This window comes from Paenibacillus lentus, from assembly GCF_003931855.1.
GTDB classification, from domain to species: Bacteria; Bacillota; Bacilli; order Paenibacillales; family Paenibacillaceae; genus Fontibacillus; species Fontibacillus lentus.
On record NZ_CP034248.1, the window covers coordinates 3034463 to 3054097 of the forward strand.

Annotated in this window: 22 protein-coding genes; 20 read left to right on the top strand and 2 right to left on the bottom strand. The window is 47.0% G+C overall.

The window, feature by feature from the left end; all coding sequences use genetic code 11:
• Positions 1 to 50 precede the first annotated feature (50 nt).
• The 5 genes from EIM92_RS13495 to EIM92_RS13515 all read left to right on the top strand — a co-directional run bounded on the left by EIM92_RS13495 (position 51) and on the right by EIM92_RS13515 (position 4986).
• Positions 51 to 845 carry a metal ABC transporter permease gene (locus EIM92_RS13495; protein WP_125083081.1) on the top strand — a complete coding sequence of 265 codons (795 nt, stop codon included), beginning with the start codon at positions 51 to 53 and terminating at the stop codon, positions 843 to 845.
• Between the two features lie 47 nt (positions 846 to 892).
• A complete protein-coding gene (locus EIM92_RS13500; protein WP_125083082.1) occupies positions 893 to 1606 on the top strand; it encodes a cytochrome c biogenesis CcdA family protein in 714 nt (237 codons plus the stop codon).
• A 106-nt stretch (positions 1607 to 1712) separates the two neighbouring features.
• Positions 1713 to 2138, top strand: a complete 426-nt coding sequence (mntR, locus tag EIM92_RS13505) for a transcriptional regulator MntR (RefSeq protein WP_125083083.1) — start codon at positions 1713 to 1715, stop codon at positions 2136 to 2138.
• A gap of 169 nt (positions 2139 to 2307) precedes the next feature.
• Entirely contained in the window at positions 2308 to 3948 is a 1641-nt protein-coding gene (locus EIM92_RS13510; protein ID WP_125083084.1) for a family 10 glycosylhydrolase, read from the top strand.
• 72 nt (positions 3949 to 4020) lie between these two features.
• Entirely contained in the window at positions 4021 to 4986 is a 966-nt protein-coding gene (locus EIM92_RS13515) for a patatin-like phospholipase family protein (protein ID WP_125083085.1), read from the top strand.
• A gap of 2 nt (positions 4987 to 4988) precedes the next feature.
• Here EIM92_RS13515 and EIM92_RS13520 read toward each other — a convergent pair whose 3' ends face one another.
• Both EIM92_RS13520 and EIM92_RS13525 read right to left on the bottom strand, forming a co-directional pair.
• Positions 4989 to 5312: an SA1362 family protein gene (locus EIM92_RS13520; RefSeq protein ID WP_125083086.1), complete on the bottom strand. Its 324-nt coding sequence runs from the start codon at positions 5310 to 5312 to the stop codon at positions 4989 to 4991.
• Positions 5313 to 5318: 6 nt separating this feature from the next.
• Positions 5319 to 6314, bottom strand: a complete 996-nt coding sequence (locus tag EIM92_RS13525; protein WP_125085177.1) for a DUF1385 domain-containing protein — start codon at positions 6312 to 6314, stop codon at positions 5319 to 5321.
• 157 nt (positions 6315 to 6471) lie between these two features.
• Here EIM92_RS13525 and EIM92_RS13530 point away from each other — a divergent pair, with 157 nt between their 5' ends.
• The 15 genes from EIM92_RS13530 to EIM92_RS13600 all read left to right on the top strand — a co-directional run bounded on the left by EIM92_RS13530 (position 6472) and on the right by EIM92_RS13600 (position 19556).
• Positions 6472 to 6993 carry a YqhR family membrane protein gene (locus tag EIM92_RS13530; protein WP_125083087.1) on the top strand — a complete coding sequence of 174 codons (522 nt, stop codon included), beginning with the start codon at positions 6472 to 6474 and terminating at the stop codon, positions 6991 to 6993.
• 76 nt (positions 6994 to 7069) lie between these two features.
• Complete coding sequence (aroQ, locus tag EIM92_RS13535; RefSeq protein WP_125083088.1) at positions 7070 to 7513, top strand: type II 3-dehydroquinate dehydratase; 444 nt, start codon at positions 7070 to 7072, stop codon at positions 7511 to 7513.
• Positions 7514 to 7525: 12 nt separating this feature from the next.
• Positions 7526 to 8602, top strand: coding sequence for a M24 family metallopeptidase (locus EIM92_RS13540; protein ID WP_125083089.1), 1077 nt, complete (start codon positions 7526 to 7528; stop codon positions 8600 to 8602).
• Between the two features lie 79 nt (positions 8603 to 8681).
• A complete protein-coding gene (gene efp / locus EIM92_RS13545; protein ID WP_125083090.1) occupies positions 8682 to 9239 on the top strand; it encodes an elongation factor P in 558 nt (185 codons plus the stop codon).
• Positions 9240 to 9505: 266 nt separating this feature from the next.
• Positions 9506 to 10759: an aspartate kinase gene (locus tag EIM92_RS13550; protein ID WP_125083091.1), complete on the top strand. Its 1254-nt coding sequence runs from the start codon at positions 9506 to 9508 to the stop codon at positions 10757 to 10759.
• A gap of 180 nt (positions 10760 to 10939) precedes the next feature.
• Complete coding sequence (locus EIM92_RS13555; RefSeq protein ID WP_125083092.1) at positions 10940 to 13369, top strand: glycogen/starch/alpha-glucan phosphorylase; 2430 nt, start codon at positions 10940 to 10942, stop codon at positions 13367 to 13369.
• Between the two features lie 132 nt (positions 13370 to 13501).
• Positions 13502 to 13768, top strand: a complete 267-nt coding sequence (locus tag EIM92_RS13560) for a YqhV family protein (protein WP_125085178.1) — start codon at positions 13502 to 13504, stop codon at positions 13766 to 13768.
• A gap of 107 nt (positions 13769 to 13875) precedes the next feature.
• Positions 13876 to 14877, top strand: coding sequence for a stage III sporulation protein AA (spoIIIAA, locus tag EIM92_RS13565; RefSeq protein WP_125083093.1), 1002 nt, complete (start codon positions 13876 to 13878; stop codon positions 14875 to 14877).
• The gene (gene spoIIIAB, locus EIM92_RS13570; RefSeq protein ID WP_125083094.1) at positions 14870 to 15388 is read left to right on the top strand and encodes a stage III sporulation protein SpoIIIAB; all 519 of its coding nucleotides are present in this window, start codon (positions 14870 to 14872) and stop codon (positions 15386 to 15388) included. The genes spoIIIAA and spoIIIAB overlap by 8 nt, the downstream gene beginning before the upstream one ends.
• A 60-nt stretch (positions 15389 to 15448) precedes the next feature.
• The gene (spoIIIAC, locus tag EIM92_RS13575; protein WP_110932348.1) at positions 15449 to 15652 is read left to right on the top strand and encodes a stage III sporulation protein AC; all 204 of its coding nucleotides are present in this window, start codon (positions 15449 to 15451) and stop codon (positions 15650 to 15652) included.
• Between the two features lie 11 nt (positions 15653 to 15663).
• Positions 15664 to 16053, top strand: coding sequence for a stage III sporulation protein AD (gene spoIIIAD, locus EIM92_RS13580; RefSeq protein WP_125083095.1), 390 nt, complete (start codon positions 15664 to 15666; stop codon positions 16051 to 16053).
• A gap of 17 nt (positions 16054 to 16070) precedes the next feature.
• The gene (gene spoIIIAE, locus EIM92_RS13585) at positions 16071 to 17270 is read left to right on the top strand and encodes a stage III sporulation protein AE (RefSeq protein ID WP_125085179.1); all 1200 of its coding nucleotides are present in this window, start codon (positions 16071 to 16073) and stop codon (positions 17268 to 17270) included.
• A gap of 24 nt (positions 17271 to 17294) precedes the next feature.
• On the top strand, positions 17295 to 18056 hold the full coding sequence (gene spoIIIAF / locus EIM92_RS13590; RefSeq protein ID WP_164515101.1) for a stage III sporulation protein AF: 762 nt from the start codon (positions 17295 to 17297) through the stop codon (positions 18054 to 18056).
• 19 nt (positions 18057 to 18075) lie between these two features.
• On the top strand, positions 18076 to 18720 hold the full coding sequence (spoIIIAG, locus tag EIM92_RS13595; RefSeq protein WP_211344371.1) for a stage III sporulation protein AG: 645 nt from the start codon (positions 18076 to 18078) through the stop codon (positions 18718 to 18720).
• A 59-nt stretch (positions 18721 to 18779) separates the two neighbouring features.
• Entirely contained in the window at positions 18780 to 19556 is a 777-nt protein-coding gene (locus EIM92_RS13600; protein ID WP_125083098.1) for a SpoIIIAH-like family protein, read from the top strand.
• The last annotated feature ends 79 nt before the right edge of the window (positions 19557 to 19635 follow it).

Genomic DNA, 19635 nt, shown 5'->3' on the forward strand with positions numbered 1-19635 from the left:
TCTGCTTACGGAGTAGTTTTGCTACGCAAAACTTGGAGGAGATGTGAAATTTGGAAATATTAACGGCAGAATTCTTTCAACGAGCACTGACAGGAGGGCTGCTCATCGGAATCACGGCCCCCCTGATTGGAATCTTTTTAGTGCTGCGCCGCTTGTCCATGATTGGGGATACGCTGGCTCACGTTACTATTGCAGGGGTGGCCCTTGGTTTCCTCATTCATGCCAATCCTATTTGGGTGGGATTGGCCTTTGCAGTGCTTGCCTCCTTCGCAATTGAGAAACTGCGAAAAGCCTATAAAGCTTACGCCGAACTATCTATTGCGATCATTATGTCAGCCGGCGTGGCGCTGGCTTCGCTGTTCTTTACGCTCGGGATAGGGTACAATACGGATGTATTGTTTGGCAGTATTTACACCTTAAGCAGGGAAGATTTGTATATTGTTGGTGCGGTTACGCTTGTTGTTATCGCGATGGTTGCCCTGTTTTTTAAGGAGTTCTTCCTTCTGACCTTCGAAGAGGACGCTGCTGCGGTCAGTGGATTGCCAGTTAAAATGTTAAATTTGCTAATCACTGTACTTACGGCTCTCGTTATTAGCACCGCCATCAAAATTGTTGGCGCTTTGCTTGTCTCGGCGTTAGTCACCATTCCTGCAGCATGCAGTCTGCTCATTGCTCGCAGCTTTAAATCATCGGTACTCTTCTCTGTCATCATCGCGGAGATCGCTGTCGTGATCGGATTGATTATGGCGGGGATATGGAATCTGGCACCAGGGGCTACGATCGTACTGCTGCTGATCGGCATGCTGATAGTTATTCTCGTAGGTAAAAAAGGATTGGCAGCGTAAAACTGGAACGATACATTCAACCTCAACATGTAGGATAGGAGGCTGCAATGGCTGATATTAATGTATTGGTAGCGTTGGGGGCAGGCATCGCCTCCTTCATCTCACCCTGCTGCTTACCGTTGTACCCGTCTTATTTGTCTTATATTACGGGCATGTCGGTGCAAACACTGAAGACCGAGCAGAATAAGCGGGAAGTTCGGATGAAGACGATGACGCATACCCTTGCGTTCATTTTGGGATTCTCTGTCGTGTTCTATACGCTTGGCTTCGGAGCCGGCCTATTCGGGGAATTTTTCATTAGTAATCGAGATTTGATCCGTCAGATTTCTGCCATATTAATTATACTTATGGGCTTGTTTCTACTCGGGATTTTTCAGCCGCAGTTTCTGCTTAAAGAGCGGAAAATGGATTTCAAATTGAAGAAGACCGGATATGTGGCTTCCTTTATTTTTGGGATTGGTTTTTCAGCCGGTTGGTCTCCTTGCGTAGGGCCAATTTTAGCTGCGATTATTTCGCTTGCTGTCAGTGAGCCGGGAGCCTGGTTAAGTCTGATTACTGCCTATACGCTAGGGTTTGCTATTCCATTTTTCATCCTGGCTTTTTTTATCGGCAGCACGAAATGGATTACGCGTTACTCTGGAGCCATTATGAAAATCGGTGGGGTATTACTCCTCCTGATGGGGGTACTGCTTTTTACAAACCAAATGTACAAAATTACGATATGGCTGCAGCAGATTACTCCGGAATGGCTTAAATTCTAGATACAGACACACTTGCCAACGGACGAGTACAACATGTATCATGAAATATAGTAGCGATGTTGCATGGATGCGAGTCTATGTCAACTGAGGAAAAGAGGTTCATAAGATGCCAACACCTAGTATGGAGGATTATTTGGAGCGCATTTATAAGTTGATTGATGAAAAGGGATATGCGCGGGTTTCCGATATTGCCGAGGGACTGGAAGTACATCCTTCTTCCGTCACGAAGATGATCCAGAAGCTGGATAAGGACGAGTACGTCATTTATGAGAAATACCGGGGCTTGGTGCTTACGAGCAAAGGCAAGAAGATCGGTAAACGTCTCGTAGACCGACATCACTTGCTGGAGGAATTTCTGGAAATGATTGGCGTTGATGAGGAGAATATTTATAGAGACGTGGAAGGGATCGAGCATCATTTAAGCTGGGACTCGATTACCCGGATCGCCGCACTGGTAGATTACTTTAAGCGCGATGAATCCAGAATTCAAGACTTGCGTGATGTGGAGAAAGAACTCATGAACGAGTCCTAGTTAAAGCATCTGTCTAATGAGGGCAGATGCTTTTCTTTTGCTGCTTTCCAGGATGGAATCTATTTTTTTGAGCAATGAACGCAACTCTTAGGGGCTAATTGACGTTAGAAATAAGGAGACGAGTTAATTTGGACAAATGCAATGACTTATTTATTACTGGAGGTTACTGATGAAGTTTCGTGTATGGTTTATTCCATTTTTGATTTTGCTGCTGATCTGGCCATTCTCTGACCCTACGAGCGCCGTCGCGGCTCGCCCGATCGAAATCATTCTGGATGGCAAGGTATTAACAAGCGATTCGCCTCCATATATTAAGCCAAAGAACGGTGTCACGATGGTTCCGCTTCGGGTAATCAGTGAAGGTTTGGGGGCCCAAGTGGACTGGGTACAAAGCTCAAAATCCGTAACGATCATTAAGGATGGGAATAGCATAGTATTGCGCGCTGGAAGCACAACGGCCGAAGTAAATAACGCGGCAATAAGGCTGGATGTATCGGTGGAGATTAACTCGGGCCGGACTATGGTGCCGTTACGCTTTGTTGGAGAGCAGCTTGGTCTGCAAGTAGATTGGAGCTCTGCGGTTCGAACAATTACCTTGACCTCTCAAGGAGGGGGATTTTCACCGATAGTTGAGCCAACACCAACTCCTGTAACACCACCAAATGAGCAGCCTTCGAAACAGCTGCCAAGTAGCGGCGAAAATACGCAGGAACTGCGGGGAGTTTGGATTTCGACGGTGTTTAATCTTGATTGGCCAACGAAGGCTTCCTACGGGAAGGTGAATCAGCAGAAGGAAGAGTATATTAAGCTGCTGGATGAGATGCAGGACATGGGCTTAAACGCTGTATTTGTTCAAGTAAGACCTACGGCGGATGCCATTTATCCGTCCAAGCTTGTTCCCTGGTCGATATATTTGACCGGAACCGCAGGCAAAGATCCGGGTTATGATCCCCTAGCTTTTATGATTGAGGAAACGCATCGCCGGGGTATGGAGTTCCATGCGTGGTTCAATCCATTCCGGGCGAGCGTGAATACGGATCTCAGCAAGCTGCCAAACAACCATGTCGTTCATCAACATCCGGATTGGATTGTGAAGTTTGCCGATAAGCTTTACATTAATCCGGGCATCCCTGAAGCACGTCAGCACATTATCAATGCGATTATGGAAGTTGTGAATGGCTATGATATCGACGGCGTGCACTTGGATGATTATTTCTATCCATCCGGAGAGACAGCTTCAAACAAGTTCAATGACGATGCCACCATGAAGCAATACAATACGAACCAGCTCAGCAAAGGGGACTGGCGCAGGGATAATATCAATCAATTTGTTCGCGACCTCGGTCGGAGTATTCATGCCGTGAAGCCTGATGTATCGTACGGAATCAGTCCGTTTGGCGTCTGGCGCAACAAGGCTTTGGATATTACGGGCTCGGATACGAAGGCGGGGATGACGGCATATGACAGCACTTATGCTGATGTCAGGACCTGGATTCGCCAGGAATGGATTGATTATGTAACGCCTCAATTGTACTGGAGCTTGACGCGTCAGGAGGTACGCTACGATCTCCTTGTAAATTGGTGGGCCCAGGAAGTTAGGGGGACAGATGTGAAGCTGTATATTGGACATTCGCCTTATAAAATAGGTACACCGGAGATCGGCTGGCAATCAGCAGATGAAATTATCCGCCAGTTGGAATACAACGAACGGATCTCTGAAGTGAAGGGCAGCATCTTTTTTAGCGCGAAAGATTTAAAGAAGAACCCGCTCGGACTTATTCCATTATTGAAATCATATTTCGGCACCTAGGATGACATAGGAATAGCCCCCGTGACATACATAAGCAGTAGACTTGTGTATGGAATGGGGGTTGTTTTATTTATGCTGATAAACGGTGTTTTTGAGGGTGGAGGCGTGAAGGGCATATCTCTGGCAGGGGCCGTCCGCGCATCGGAGCGGTATGGAGCGAAGTTCCACAGGGTAGCTGGTACATCATCAGGGGCTATCGTTGCAGCACTGATCGCGGCGGGGTATTCTGCAAAGGAAATGAAGGAGATTATCTTGGGCACTTCATTCGTTGAGTTTTTGAAAAGATCACCAATCTTTAATGTGCGGCTTGTTGGGCCGGCATTCAGGGTATTACTCAAAAAGGGCTTATATTCTGGAGAGGCTTTAGAGGTTTGGATGCGAAAGCTCATGAAGGACAAAGGAATCCGAACCTTTGGCGATTTGCCAAAAGGCAAATTGACTATTATCGCATCCGATATTACGAGCGGCAGAATATTGATCCTGCCCGATGATCTGCAAAAACTTGGTATATCGCCGCGCAAGTTCGATGTCGCCCGGGCTGTGCGAATGAGCTGCAGTATCCCTTATTTTTTTGATCCAGTATTATTGCGGCTGCCACCTCAGTTGTCGCTGGGGAAACCTTTTTCGGATCAATTTTTGCATATTGTTGATGGCGGGCTTCTAAGCAATTTTCCGCTATGGCTGTTCGATGAGGACAGCTGCAAGCCTCGTAGCGAAATGATCCCGACGGTTGGTTTCCAAATGGTCGGGAAGAATTCGAACCAGCCTCATTTGATTTCAGGGCCGTTTACGATGCTTCAGGCGCTGGTAGAAACGATGTTATCTGCGCATGATGAAAGGTACATCGAACAAACTAACCGTTATCGGACGATTAAAATCCCGACGCTTGGCATAGGTACGACCCAATTCGACATTAGCAAAGAAGAAAGCCTGCTGCTTTATGAATCCGGGCTTCAATCCGGCAACCATTTCTTCGACGAGTGGAGCACCCAGTACTACGAAGAACAGTTCATAAAGTATCAGCAGGCTAGTAAATAACATTAATGGTACTTCGGCATATCCTCATCATTCTTCCCTTTATTCCCCTCGATCACCTGGAACGGGTAATGCTTGCGCTTCTGTCCAGAAGATTGGCGCTGCTCGGCAGCCAATTTGGCCATTGTACGAGCAGAAGGCTTAACTTTAGGGTGTCTTGCCCTGTATTTACGGGGCGGAAATTTATAGAGCCAGACTACGATAGCCAAAAGAACGACAGGAATCAGCAATCTGCTCCAATTCATTTGTCCATTTCCGAAAAGTGAATTAACAACACCAAACGCAGCAAGTCCTATAATAATCCAAAATAGGATAGCCTGCTTCTTCATCGTTTATCATCCTTTCACGGGATCAAGAGCCGTATTAGGGGCTGATTGTTCAATAACACCTTCCCGTTCATATTGTGCATCAAGCTCACGCATTCGGTTGAAGGAAGCAATCGATACCTCGACTTGGTCGTCCTTTGGCTCCTTGGTCGTCAGCAGCTGAAGCCATAGTCCCGGGTATCCGAGGAAGCGGAGCACAGGGATATCGCGAACGGCGTTGGTAAGGCGAAGTAGTTCAAAAGACACGCCGATAACGAGCGGCAAAAGCAGTAGACGAATGTACATCCGCTCCCAGACATTATCCCAGTGGAAGAAGGAGTAGATGATGACACCGACTATAACGGTAAGAATGATAAAGCTGCTGCCGCAACGATAGTGCAGTCGGCTGTACTTCTGAACGTTCTCCACAGTCAGTTCTTCTCCGTTTTCATAAGCTGTTATTACTTTATGTTCTGCCCCGTGGTATTGGAACAATCTTTTGATTACTGGGGTTTGCGAGATCGCCCATAAATAGACCAGCAGGAGAATGATCTTGATGACGCCTTCCAATAGCGTATGCAACGCCCGGTTGTTAAAGGCGTTCAGGAACAAATATTCCTCCAGCACGGCTGGCACCAGCGTAAATAAAATTTTTCCAAAGAGGAAGGACAGGACACCGGCGATGGCAACACCTACGATCATCGTTAGGGAGAAGCCGGACTCTTCCTTTTCCTTCTGCTTGGCACGCTCCTCTGGTTCAAGTTCGTCGTCTGCCATCGCTTCGGCAGAGTAATTTAAATGCTTCGAGCCTTTGGCACTGGAATCGATAATGCTGACAATACCGCGAATAAATGGGATTTTGCGAAGCCGCTTCACCCATGACTTGTCCTGTTTAGGTACTTCTAAAAAAGTAATTTCTCCATCTTTGCGGCGTACTGCAGTGACGTTAACATGCTTGCCGCCAAACATGACGCCCTCTATTACAGCTTGGCCGCCATAAATATTCGGTGTAGATTGCTCGGGCAAATATTTCACCTTCCCTAATTAATGTCGTTGTCGCTAGAATAATTCCATTGTATCTAATCTGGAAAGCAAATTCTAGTTTGTTTAGTCTTTTTCGAAATGCGCATACTAAAACGGCAATTGGAAGTCATGGATGAAGCAGGAAAGGAAGGATAGCGAAATGCCGAAACAACAGCATCAAGAAGAAAGTCGGAGAGATGAAGAAAAGGAAGAAAACGGAACGAATCCATGGAGCTTTGGATTACAGCTCGGTTTTTTTGCAGGACTAATCTGGGGTGGGGCAAGGGCACTGATGTATTTCTTCAGCTTCACCGTTATTTTGCCGGGATATTTGGCGGAGCCCTTTTTCAAGACGCGATTTCTGCAAACACAGGGCGGATATTACGTGGGGTGGCTATTCTTCATTCTGTTCTCGATTATAGCCGCGCTGCTATATACTCTGCTTTTCCGCCGTTTGAAGGGCCCTTACCCGGGTATTCTCTACGGCATCATTTGGTGGGGAATCATTTTTATCGTGGTGGGGCCAATGTTCGGAATGATGAAGCCGATTTCAGAGCTGCCATCGAGTACGCTGATTAGCGAGTTTTGTCTATATTTGCTGTGGGGATTGTTTATCGGCTACACGGCAGCGATGGAATATACCGACGAAAGGCATAGAGAACCGCAAAAAGCGCTGCAATAAGCACAAAAGGCTTCTCAACTACCTCACACCTATGTTAAAATTACTTTTGGTTATTTTGCAGGAAGGGTGTGGAAGGATGTACCGTATCCTGGTATTGAACGGACCGAATTTAAATATGCTTGGGATTCGTGAACCCGGAGTCTATGGATCAGAGGGACTTCGTGAAATTGAGGACAGGCTTTCTAAACTGGGTGAGCAGCTGGGGCTAGTTCTTGAGTTCTACCAATCCAACCATGAGGGATACCTGATCGATAAAATTCATGAAGCGCTGGGTAATTTCGACGGGATCATGATTAATCCAGGAGCATTGACGCATTACAGCTATGCGCTGCGCGATGCCTTGGCCACAGTAAATATTCCTTTTGTTGAAGTGCACATGTCGAATATTCATGCCCGTGAATCATTCCGCCACACATCCGTTACCGCCGCCTTGGCGGTCGGGCAAATTGCTGGCTTTGGAGCATACAGCTATGAGCTGGGCCTGATGGCGCTTTTGCGGCATCTGGAAAGTCGGAAATAAGGAGAGCATACGATGGCGAATTCAAGAGTAAGCCGTCTTCGTGAAGCAATGAAGCAGAAGCGGCTGGAAGCGATATGGATTACCGGAGATATTAATCGGCAGTACTTAACGGGATTTACCGGTTCGTCCGGCTACGTGTTGGTTACGTTGGATAAATCCTATCTGTTGACGGATTTTCGTTATATGACGCAGGCGGCGGAACAAGCGACAGGCTTTGATGTTGTAGAGCATGGCCCATCGGTGGCACAAACGCTCAAGGAACTGCTTGCGGAGCAAAAGATCAGTGAACTCGGATTTGAGGAAGAGAAGGTTGTATACTCCACTTATCGAGCCTATCAAGAAGATTTGGAGCCTGTTAAACTGAAGCCGGTGACTGGGCTTGTTGAAGGCCTACGCATCTACAAGGATGACCATGAGCTGGATCTGATGAAGCAGGCCGCAAAATTAGCTGACCAGACGTTTATGCACATGCTGAACGTGCTTCGTCCGGGAGTGATGGAACGGGATATGGCGCTTGAAATAGAAATTTATATGCGTAAGCAGGGTGCTGCTTCAAGCTGCTTCGATACGATTGTAGCTTCAGGCGAACGTTCGGCGTTGCCGCACGGGGTCGCCAGTGATCGTGTGCTGCAAAGCGATGAGTTTGTCAAAATGGACTTCGGCGCGCTATTGAACGGTTATTGCTCGGATATTACCCGAACCGTGATGATCGGCAAGCCTACACCGAAGCACCGTGAAATTTATGACATTGTGCTGGAGGCGCAGTTACATACCCTACAGCATCTCCGTCCAGGAATGACGGGACGAGAAGCAGATGCATTAGCCCGCGATATTATTACACGGTACGGATATGGAGAACAGTTCGGCCACAGCACAGGCCATGGGCTGGGCATGGAGGTGCATGAAGCTCCTCGCTTGTCCAAGCTGAGCGACGACATTCTTCAGCCAGGGATGGTAGTTACCGTTGAGCCGGGGATATATATTCCAGGCTTTGGTGGGGTGCGGATTGAGGACGATGTCGTCATTACGCAAGAAGGCTGCCGCAGGCTGACAGAGTCGAGCAAGGAGTTTACCGTCATTGATGCTTAATGTACGGCTTTAAAATTGGGTAATTTAAATTATCATACATTAGTTGCAAACTTATTTGATCCTATAGGAGGTTCTATTTGTGATTTCAGTCAACGATTTTAAAACAGGCCTAACAGTAGAATTTGAAGGGGAGATTTTTACGGTGCTGGAGTTCCAGCACGTAAAGCCGGGAAAAGGGGCTGCATTTGTTCGCTCTAAGCTGAAAAACCTGCGTAATGGGAACACGGTAGAGAAAACGTTTCGTGCGGGTGAGACAGTGAGCAGAGCGATGATCGAAAACCGCGATGTACAATATTTGTATGCCAGCGGTCAAGACCACACGTTTATGGATAACGAAACTTACGACCAATTCACATTGTCCGCGGAACAATTGGAATGGGAACTTAATTTCTTGAAGGAAAACATGAACGTCAAAATCATTAGCTACCAAGGTGAAATTCTCGGTATCAACCTGCCTAATAGTGTCGAGCTGCGTGTGGTGGAATCCGAGCCAGGCGTCAAAGGGAACACAGCGACTGGTGCTACGAAGAATGCCAAGATGGAGACAGGACTTAATGTTCAGGTGCCGTTATTCATTAATCAGGATGATATCCTTCTGATAGACACTCGTGAAGGCAAGTATATTTCTCGCGCTTAAACTCCCTTCACATGCTTACCCTAGGGAAGGTAGCGTTGTCCTCCACTCCTGCCGAGTGGAGGATTTTTTATTGGTTATTTTGACTGTGAAATATGACGAAAACTTTGAATTTTATATTGAAAAGCAATGGATTATTGCAGCTCTTTCGTATTATACTGGTTTAAAGCGTTACTGCTTGAATTTGAAGCGATTCTATCTTGAGCTAATCGAGAGTTCGTAACTGTACTGTACTTGGATAGGAAAGTCTATTTTTGGGAGGGTCTGATTTGGCTTTATTTGTCATGAAATTTGGAGGAAGTTCTGTCGGCGATACAGAGCGGATGCAGCGCGTTGCCCGGCGTGTAGTGGAGAAGCAAGATGAGGGAAATCAGGTCGTCGTCGTCGTATCCGCCATGGGCGATACGACGGACGATTTGATTGATCAGGCAAAGTTGCTTAGCAAAGAACCGCCTTTGCGTGAAATGGATATGCTGATGACGACCGGAGAGCAAATTTCGATTTCGTTGTTATCGATCGCGATTCATGCTGAGGGCCGCAAAGCTGTTTCATTTACCGGCTGGCAGGCCGGCTTCCGCACGGATAAGGAACATTCGAGAGCGCGCATTACGGATATCCAGCCTCAGCGAGTGCAAGCGGCGCTGGATGAAGGAAATATTGTGGTTGTCGCCGGATTCCAGGGCATTAGTGAGGACGGTGAAATTACGACGTTTGGACGCGGCGGCTCGGATACGACAGCGGTTGCCTTGGCTGCGGCAATATCCGCGGATTACTGTGAAATTTATACGGATGTGGATGGAATTTATTCGACGGATCCACGGATTGTGAAGAATGCCCGCAAGCTGCAAGAAATCTCTTATGATGAAATGCTGGAGCTGGCCAACTTGGGGGCTGCGGTACTTCATCCGCGTGCGGTGGAGTATGCGAAGCATAATCAAGTCCGACTCGTCGTTCGTTCAAGCTTTAATCATAATGAGGGTACGGTTGTTAAGGAGGAAGCGAAGATGGAACAAGGTGTAGTAGTCAGCGGAATTGCTTACGATAAAAATGTAGCCAGAATCAGTATATTAGGAGTATCTCACATTCCTGGCGTATTGGCCCAGGTGTTTGGTACTTTGGCCGAGGCGAAAATTGATGTAGACATTATCGTCCAGAGCGGGGTTCAGGATGGTAAAGCGGATTTCTCCTTCACTGTAGCGCTCACTGACAGGGAGAGGGCACTCCAAGTGATTAACGGTATCCGCAGCAGTTTGCCATTCGACGAAGTGACTTCGGAGGACGGCTTGGTCAAAGTGTCGATCGTGGGTGCAGGCATGGTGAGCCATCCTGGCGTAGCCGCGAAAATGTTTGATGTCATTTCCAAGGAAGATGTGAACATCAAGATGGTAAGTACCTCGGAAATCAAGGTTTCCTGCGTGATTGAAGGAACGAAGCTTAATGAAGTTGTCAAAGCACTTCACACTGCTTATGGGCTGGACACTGAAAGCCAAGTATTTGTTGGCGGGCCGCAGGATCGACGTTGATTTGATCGATTGATTATAAAGAGAACAAGGTCGTCTTAGCTTGCAGCAATAGCTGTAGGCGAGGCGATCTTTTTTTAATTAATTATTTAATTTTGTTATTTTATCCCTTCTGCGAGTTTAAACATAAAGTATAGGCAAGATGCCTATAGAAGTGGATCGCCGACAGGGAGGACTATAAACGTGTTCGATAACAAAGAATGCTTTAAGGAAATGTTTAAGAAAGAACTGGTCAGTCAACTGGGGAAGCCGATCTCTGACGCAACGGACGCGGATGTTTATAACATACTTGGCCTATTGATCCGGGAAAGGATCGGCCAAGATTGGGCGGAGACGAATCAAAGGCTGAAAGATAACAAAGCTCGACAAGTGTATTATTTCTCCATGGAGTTTCTCATTGGGCGGCAGCTCGGGAATAATTTGTTGAATTTGGGGGTGCTTGAGCTCGTTCGTGACGGACTCCAGGAACTGGGCTTCGATCTAGACGCTGCGGAGGAGGAAGAAAGTGATCCTGGGCTGGGCAATGGCGGATTGGGGCGCCTCGCAGCATGCTTTCTAGACTCTTTAGCTGCGCAGCAGTTACCCGGTCACGGCTGCGGTATCCGATACCGCTATGGTTTATTCGAACAGAAAATTGTGGACGGCCACCAGGTGGAGCTCCCTGATTATTGGCTGCAGCGCGGCAACGTATGGGAGGTCTGTCGGGAGGATAAGAAGGTGGAGGTGCGCTTTGGCGGTCAGGTGCATATGTCGGAACGAGACGGTCAGCTTCATTTCGAACTGTCGGGCTTCGAGAGTATTTGGGCGATACCCTTTGATATTCCAGTAATTGGCAGTGGTTCAAGCCACGTCAATACGCTTCGGCTCTGGAGCGCTAGGCCCGGTAAAGGCTCCATCAAACCGTACACGGGTTATGACGGCAGCTATTATAATTACTTGAATTATTACCGATCGGTCGAATCCGTATCTGAATTTCTGTATCCCGACGATTCCGAATTTGAAGGCAAGCTGTTGCGTTTGAAACAGCAGTATTTCTTATGCTCGGCTGGTCTTCAAAGTATACTTAGAACCTTCGACAAGCTCGAACTGCCCATCACATCTCTGCCAGACAAAGCAGCAATACATATCAATGATACGCACCCCGCACTCGTAATTCCGGAGCTCATGCGGATATTGATGGACGAGAAACATTGTTCCTGGGAAGAGGCATGGCATATTACGAGGCAGACAGTATCCTATACGAATCATACAACGCTGAGTGAAGCGCTGGAAAAATGGCCGATAACTCTGGTAAAGCAATTGCTGCCCCGCATTTATATGATTATTGAGGAATTGAATAAACGGTTCTGTGCCGAGCTTCTAGAGTGTTATTCTGGGGATCAGCAACGTATTTCTCAGCTGGCCATCATTTATGGCGATCAAATTCGGATGGCCAATTTGGCTATCGTTGGCAGCTATAGCGTTAATGGCGTGGCCTCCCTTCATACCGAAATATTGAAAAAACGAGAAATGAAAGCATTCTATGAGCTTTATCCTGCTCGGTTTAACAATAAAACGAACGGTATCTCGCATCGGCGCTGGCTTATGCATGCCAATCCTGATTTGTCGAGACTAATTACCGAGGTAATCGGTTCTCGTTGGATTACTCAGCCCCAGGAAATGATCGGCTTAATCAAATACGCCGAGGATCAAAGTTTTATAGAGAGAGTACGTGAGGTCAAACGGATAAACAAGCTGCGGCTCGCAAAATATGTGCAGGATAAACTGCATATCAGCATTGATCCGGACTCGATTTTTGATGTTCAAGCTAAGCGACTTCATGCCTATAAGCGGCAACTGCTTAATGTACTGCATATGATGCATGTATACAACCAGCTAAAGGATAATCCATCAGCCGATATTACGCCGCGAACATTTCTGTTTAGCGCCAAAGCCGCTCCCGGATATTATTTGGCCAAAAACATCATTAAATTGATTAATACGGTGGCAGATACCGTCAATCGTGATCAGGCTGTCCGCGATAAAATGAAGGTCGTTTTTCTCGAAAATTATTCCGTATCCTTGGCTGAGAAGCTTATTCCCGCTGCAGATGTGAGTGAACAAATATCGACGGCAGGCAAAGAGGCCTCAGGAACCGGAAATATGAAATTCATGATGAACGGCGCGCTGACGATCGGAACTTTGGACGGGGCCAATGTGGAAATGTACAATATGTTAGGCGATGACAACATGTTTCTGTTCGGGCTGCGAGCGGAACAGGTGATGATGTACAATCAGAGCGGCGAATATTCGCCTTGGCAAATTTACAATGTGGATTCACGGGTGAAGGAAGTGATGGATCAGTTGATCCAGCCAGGCCGCTTCTGTTCGGAAGGTCAGGACTTTGAGTCTGTTTACCAATCGGTGCTGCATCATCAAGATGAGTTTTTTGTGCTCAAGGATTTTGATAGCTATGTAGAGGCTCACCTGCGAATTGATCTCGCATATGGCAATCCTAATGATTGGTTGAAAAAGTCCATCTTGAATATCGCCCATTCTGGCAAGTTTTCCAGTGATCATACCATTAAGCAATACGCATCGGATATATGGAATATCGATTCATTCTTACTGTGAAGAAAGGAATGGTATTTCCTATTAGAAGGCCACCGAATTATCGGCGGCCTTCTTTCTATTTTTTGCAAATAAAAAGAGATGACGGGGCATAAGGTAATAGAGACTGGACAAGAAGGGGGTTGTTATCCGGCTATGCTCGATAAATTCGTGACCAGTATGGCGACTATACGAGTAATTTCCGGTTCGATCGAAATCGTTGCCGCCATATTGATGCTTAAGCTGGGGCGGGTCGATAAGGCATTGGCGGTAAACTCTATGCTTGCGTTTGTGGGCCCGACAGTTCTTCTCATCACGACGACAATCGGACTTGCCGGTATGGCGGATAAGTTGTCATGGAGTAAATTGATTTGGATCGGCTGCGGCATTTCATGTCTCTTAATCGGCATTTTAAAGAAATGATAGATTTCCCGTCATAAAGACAAAGTACAGGCATAAACATGAGATATAACACAAGCAAAGCAATAGAGTAGCTGGATTTTGAAAAAGAAGTCTTTGGGGGTACATGGATGAACAACCCTAGCTGGTTAACTGTATTTCCCGATAACATCCGCTCAATGCTTCTAAAGCTGCCTCCTGCCTTGTTCGCAAGGCTGGAAGAAATCCGCATTCGTGAGGGACGACCCTTGGAAGTAAATGCCGCAGGTCGGCATTATTTCCTGACCTCGCATGGCGAATTGACCAGTGATCCGGCCATTGCCTTCTTGCCAGGGAAGCAGGAGGGCAATCGGTTCCTTGATTTAATAACGAATCATTCGCTGTACACGATGGAGGAGGAGCTGCGCAAAGGCTTCATAACGATTGCCGGGGGCCACCGAATCGGACTTGCCGGCAGGACCGTTTTGAGCGGAGGAAAAGTAGAGCATATCAGGGACATAAGCGGTTTTAATGTTCGGATTGCAAGAGAAGTGCTTGGCATCAGCGACCGGATATTGCCTAGTTTGCTCGACTTTAAGCATAGAACCATCTTTCATACATTAATTCTGTCTCCACCCCAGCAGGGGAAGACGACATTGATTCGCGATCTTGCCAGGGGAATCAGCAGTGGAGCCTGGGGACATCCAGAGGCAAAGTGGCCAGGCCTCAAAGTTGGCATTATAGATGAACGTTCGGAGATCGCCGGCAGCAAACGCGGGGTACCCAGTTTTGACGTAGGCCCCCGAACGGATGTAATGGATGGCTGCCCCAAGGCGGAAGGAATTATGATGATGATCCGTTCTATGTCTCCGGACGTGATCATTGTGGATGAAATCGGTCGCCCAGAGGACGCAGACGCTCTCGCCGAAGCCTTGCATGCAGGAGTAAAAGTGATTGCTACCGCCCATGGATCAGATGTGAGCGAGCTGACTCATCGGCCCGCATTCTCCAAGCTGGCTGATCCACCTTTCTTTGAGATGTACGCCGTACTTAATCGCAGTGACAATGAGCTTGCTTTTCGACTCTGGGACGGCAAGCGGAGGGGAATAGACAATTCGGGACTGAATGCGAAGGGCAGGGAGAAATATGGTTAAGATGGTGGGCGCGGCATTGGTGATTCTGGCGGCAACGTTAGCTGGATTAGCGAAGGCAAGACAGTTTGCCAGTCGTCCGAATCAGATAAGGCGGCTCATTCTGGCCCTTAAGCGACTGGAAACAGAAATCATGTATGGCTACACGCCGTTGCCTGATGCCTTGCAGCGCATTGCGGATCAAAGCGGTGAGCCAATCAAAGCATTGTTCGAAGGAGCCGCAGCCCAGATGAATCCGCCGTTAAATTGGACAGCCCAGCAAAGCCTGCATCATGCCGTTGAGACTAGGTGGAAGTATACGGCAATGAAGGCACCAGAGAAGGAGGTCATGCTCCAGCTCGGTTTTACTTTAGGAACAAGCGACCGGACGAATCAGTTGGGGCATATCGCAACAGCCATACGCCAATTGGAGAGTGAGGAGCATGCCGCGCGAGAAGAACAAGGGCGTTATGAAAAAATGTCCAAAAGCTTAGGGCTGCTTGGCGGGGCGTTTATCGTTATTTTGCTCTACTAATGCGACTCCCTCCTATCATCGTGATTGTAACCGCAAAAATGATCGTGAGGTGCCAAATCAATGAACTTAGAAGTGAATGCCATATTTCAGATTGCAGGTATTGGCATCATTATCGCCATGATACACACTGTGCTGAAGCAGATGGGCAAAGAGGACATGGCGCATTGGGTGACTGTGATTGGGTTCGTCGTCGTGTTGTTCATGGTCATACGATTACTGGACAGTTTATTTCAGGAAATTAAATCGATCTTTTTATTCCAGTAGGTGATTTGGCAGTGGAAATGATTCAGATCGTAGGCTTGGGACTGATCGCCACCATACTTATCCTCACCATTAAGGAACAGAAGCCGACTTTTGCCTTTCTCATCGCGATTGCTACGGGCATCATGATTTTTATGTATCTGGTAGGTAAAATCGGTGAAATCATCGAGGTGCTGGAGCAATTGGCCGAATCCTCCGGTGTGCAGATGATCTACCTCAAGACGATCCTAAAAATTATCGGAATCGCCTACATTGCCGAATTCGGAGCGCAAATCGTTAGAGATGCCGGTCAGGAGAGCATTGCTTCAAAAATTGAGCTCGCGGGAAAAATACTTATCATGGTTCTGGCTATTCCAATCATCAGCATCATCATTGAAACCGTGATGAGGATATTGCCTGCTTAACGAAACGGGGACAAATGATGAAAAAGACGAAATTGATCTGGCATAACCGATTCATTCATGCTCTCGTCCTCAGCTTTGTCATCTTGTGGTCTTTACCGGTGTTTGTAACAGCCGCCCCTAATGATGATTGGATTAATAAGCAGGCAGAAGAATTGCCTACGGATCAGGTGGAAATTTACTGGCAGGAGCTGATGAAGGAGTACGGTGGCTTTTTTCCGGATCAGAACATGCCTTCCTTTATGGATATGCTGCTGCAGGACGGAAACGAGGGTGCGTTTAGTGTAAAAGCAGGTGCACTAGGATTATTGAAATATATGTGGCACGAGGTATTGTACAACGGACATATCTTGACGACGATAGTCCTCCTTTCTGTATTCAGCACGATTCTGGAAACACTTCAAACTGCGTTTGAACGTAAACAAGTCAGCAAAGTGGCATATGCCATTTGTTATATGGTCATTCTCATTTTGGCGATAAACAGCTTTCATGTTGCGATTTCATATGCCACGGACGCCATTCGAAGCATGATCAATTTTATGATGGCCATGGTGCCGCTGCTATTCACGCTGCTTGCTTCTATGGGCAACTTGGTTACTGTATCCGTTACACATCCGCTTGTGGTATTCATGGTGCATACGGTCGGAACGGTCGTCTACTCAGTTGTTTTCCCATTGCTCTTCTTCTCGGCTGTCCTGCATATTGTCAGCTCATTGTCTGAGAAGTACAAGCTCACTCAGCTTGCCAATTTATTGCGCACAATCAGCATGGCGCTGCTTGGAGTAATGCTGACCATCTTCCTCGGAGTCATCTCCATCAAAGGGATTGCTGGCTCGGTAGCGGACGGAGTGACGCTTCGGACGGCCAAATATTTGACCGGGAACTTCGTTCCGGTTGTCGGTAAGGTGTTTGCAGATGCTACGGATACCGTTATTTCGGCCTCATTGCTCGTCAAAAATTCAATTGGGCTCGTCGGTGTCATTATTCTGCTGTTTTTATGCGCCTTTCCTGCTATTAAAATCATGACATTAGCATTGATTTATAACCTATCGGCAGCGGTTATGCAGCCGCTGGGAGAGACGCCGATCGTAACCTGCCTTGAGACGATCGGAAAGAGCATGATTTATGTGTTTGCTGCCCTCGCTGCAGTAGGATTGATGTTCTTTCTCGCCATTACGATTACCTTAACTGCAGGCAATGTCACAGTGATGATGAGATAGATGGAATGTGGTGGTGATGACTCAATGACCTGGCTAGCAGAATGGTTGAAACAAATTATTTTTGTTGTGCTAATGGCGACATTCATTGATTTGCTGCTTCCTAACCGTTCGATGGAGAGATATGTAAAGCTTGTAGTCAGCCTACTGATTCTACTGACTCTAATTTCACCGGTGATGCGTTTGTTTGCCCCTGATTCGCAGCAGAAGCTGGAAACGGTTCTTATGAATAGTACGGGAGAAGGGACTTCAGCGTCGGTCGGTACAGACGAAATATTGCATCAAGGAGAGCAAATAAGGATGAGAAGAGAACGTGAAGTGATTGAAATGGCTAGCGAAGAAGCAGCGAAACGGATCCAAGAGCAAATTGAACGGGAAACCGGTCAACGGGTGGACCGAGTAGTCGTTAGACTGGATCGTCCTGAGAGCGGTGCAGAGCCTCTTATCTCGGCCGTTGAGGTGTATATTACTCAGGATCAGGAGTTATCCGGCGCGGACACCCCGTCCAATAATGGACAGGAAGAGGAGCATGAGCAAATATCCATAGCTTCTGTTGAGCCGGTACGCATTCAAGTAGAGCCTCTGGGAGAGGAGGAGGTTGAAGAGGTTGTCAGGAAAAGTGTTCCAGCAATGAGCGAAGAGGCCAGTCCTGGAGCTGAAATGATCGATTCCACAAATAATGCCGCTCAAACATATAGCCTTGCAGAACAAATTACCGATATCCTGCTGCGCAACTGGGAAATCCCCAGAGAACTCGTGCACGTTGTTATCCAAGAAAATAACAAATAACTAGCAAGGGGGGATCATTATGAAGAGTTGGTGGAAGAAGCTGGAGTCGTTCCTTGGGCGAGGTCTGGAGGGCAAGAAGAAACAGAATACCTATCGATTACTTATTATACTCGGATTAATTGGCGTGGCGATCATGTTGCTTAATTCTTTCGTCAATGTAAAAAAGATCGACTCTGGCGGAGCAGGAAGAGAGCCCCCGACAGGACAGGAGGTACTAACGTCAATGTTGACCGAGCAGGGAGCCGCAGCAGGCACCTTTGACGCTATTGAAATGTCGCTTGAGAATAAAACGAAGGAAATTTTGGAGAAAATTGTTGGCGTTGGAGCGGTCGACGTGCTAGTAACGATCGATTCGACGGAGGAGCTCATTATCGGCCGCAATACGAAGGATACGCAGCAATTGACCGAAGAGAATGACAGGGACGGGGGAAAGAGGCATATTACCCAGTATACCCGGGATGGTCAAATTGTTACGAATGAAGAAAGCGGTAGTGAAAAACCGATTGTTACGAAAAAAATCAAACCAAAGGTTCGCGGTGTCTTGATTGTGGCCAGAGGCGCTGAAAATAAGACCGTCAGAAATTTAATTGTTGACGCGGTGGAGAAAGGATTGAATGTCCCCGCATACCGAATATCCGTCGTACCAAGGAAACAATCGCAATAAATGTGAGGGTTCAATTTATTAAAAAATAATTAAAAACAATGATTTAGGAGGAAAACGTAATGAAATCGAAAAGACAGACAATTTGGCTCGTTTCCATGCTCAGCTTAATGGTTATTCTCTCTGCATATTATTTATTTACTGAGGATACCGCAACCAATAAGCCGAAGACGGCTGATGGGAAGCAGGTTACGACGATGGACCAAGCAGCCACTCAGGAAACGATTATCGAGGGTAGCGCATTATCCGATGACGACATTATTGTCTCCGAAGTTACGTTGGAGGATGAGGCCATGGAGGATATGTTGATTTCTCAAGAGCAGCCTGACCAGAATAGCGAGAGCACAGATGCTCCGAAGGAACAGGCAACAAAGAATGAGGAAGCGGAGCAGGATCAGCAGAAATCCGGTGAACAGCCAGAAGCCGCCGACAAGACTGCCGAGGGCATAAAGGATGAAGATGTGCTTAAGAAAGTAGAGTCCGAAGGGATTTTAACGAGGGATTCCTTGACCGCCTATCAGATGGAGCGAGCCGAGCAAAACACGAGAAAGCAGGAACAGCTACTGCAAACGATGAATGATGATAATTTGGAAGAGGCAGTTATGGCTCAGCAACAGCTTAGCACCCTGCAGGATAAGGAAGCGATAATTACAGACATTGAGGAGCGTCTCCAGCAGCAATATGCCAATGCGGTAGTGACCGAGGATAATGATAGCTACAGAGTCGTTGTCATCAGTGAGAAACTTCAGGTGAAGGAAGCTGTCAACATCGTAGACATGGTGATTAAGGAGCTCGGTGTGTCCCAGGACAAAGTCAAAGTACAATACGTTTCTCAATAAGAATTGGGTATTTTAGTCTCGTTTAAATCTACATTTAACAAATGAAGTTGGTGAGTCCAAGAGGAACTTGGACTCTTTC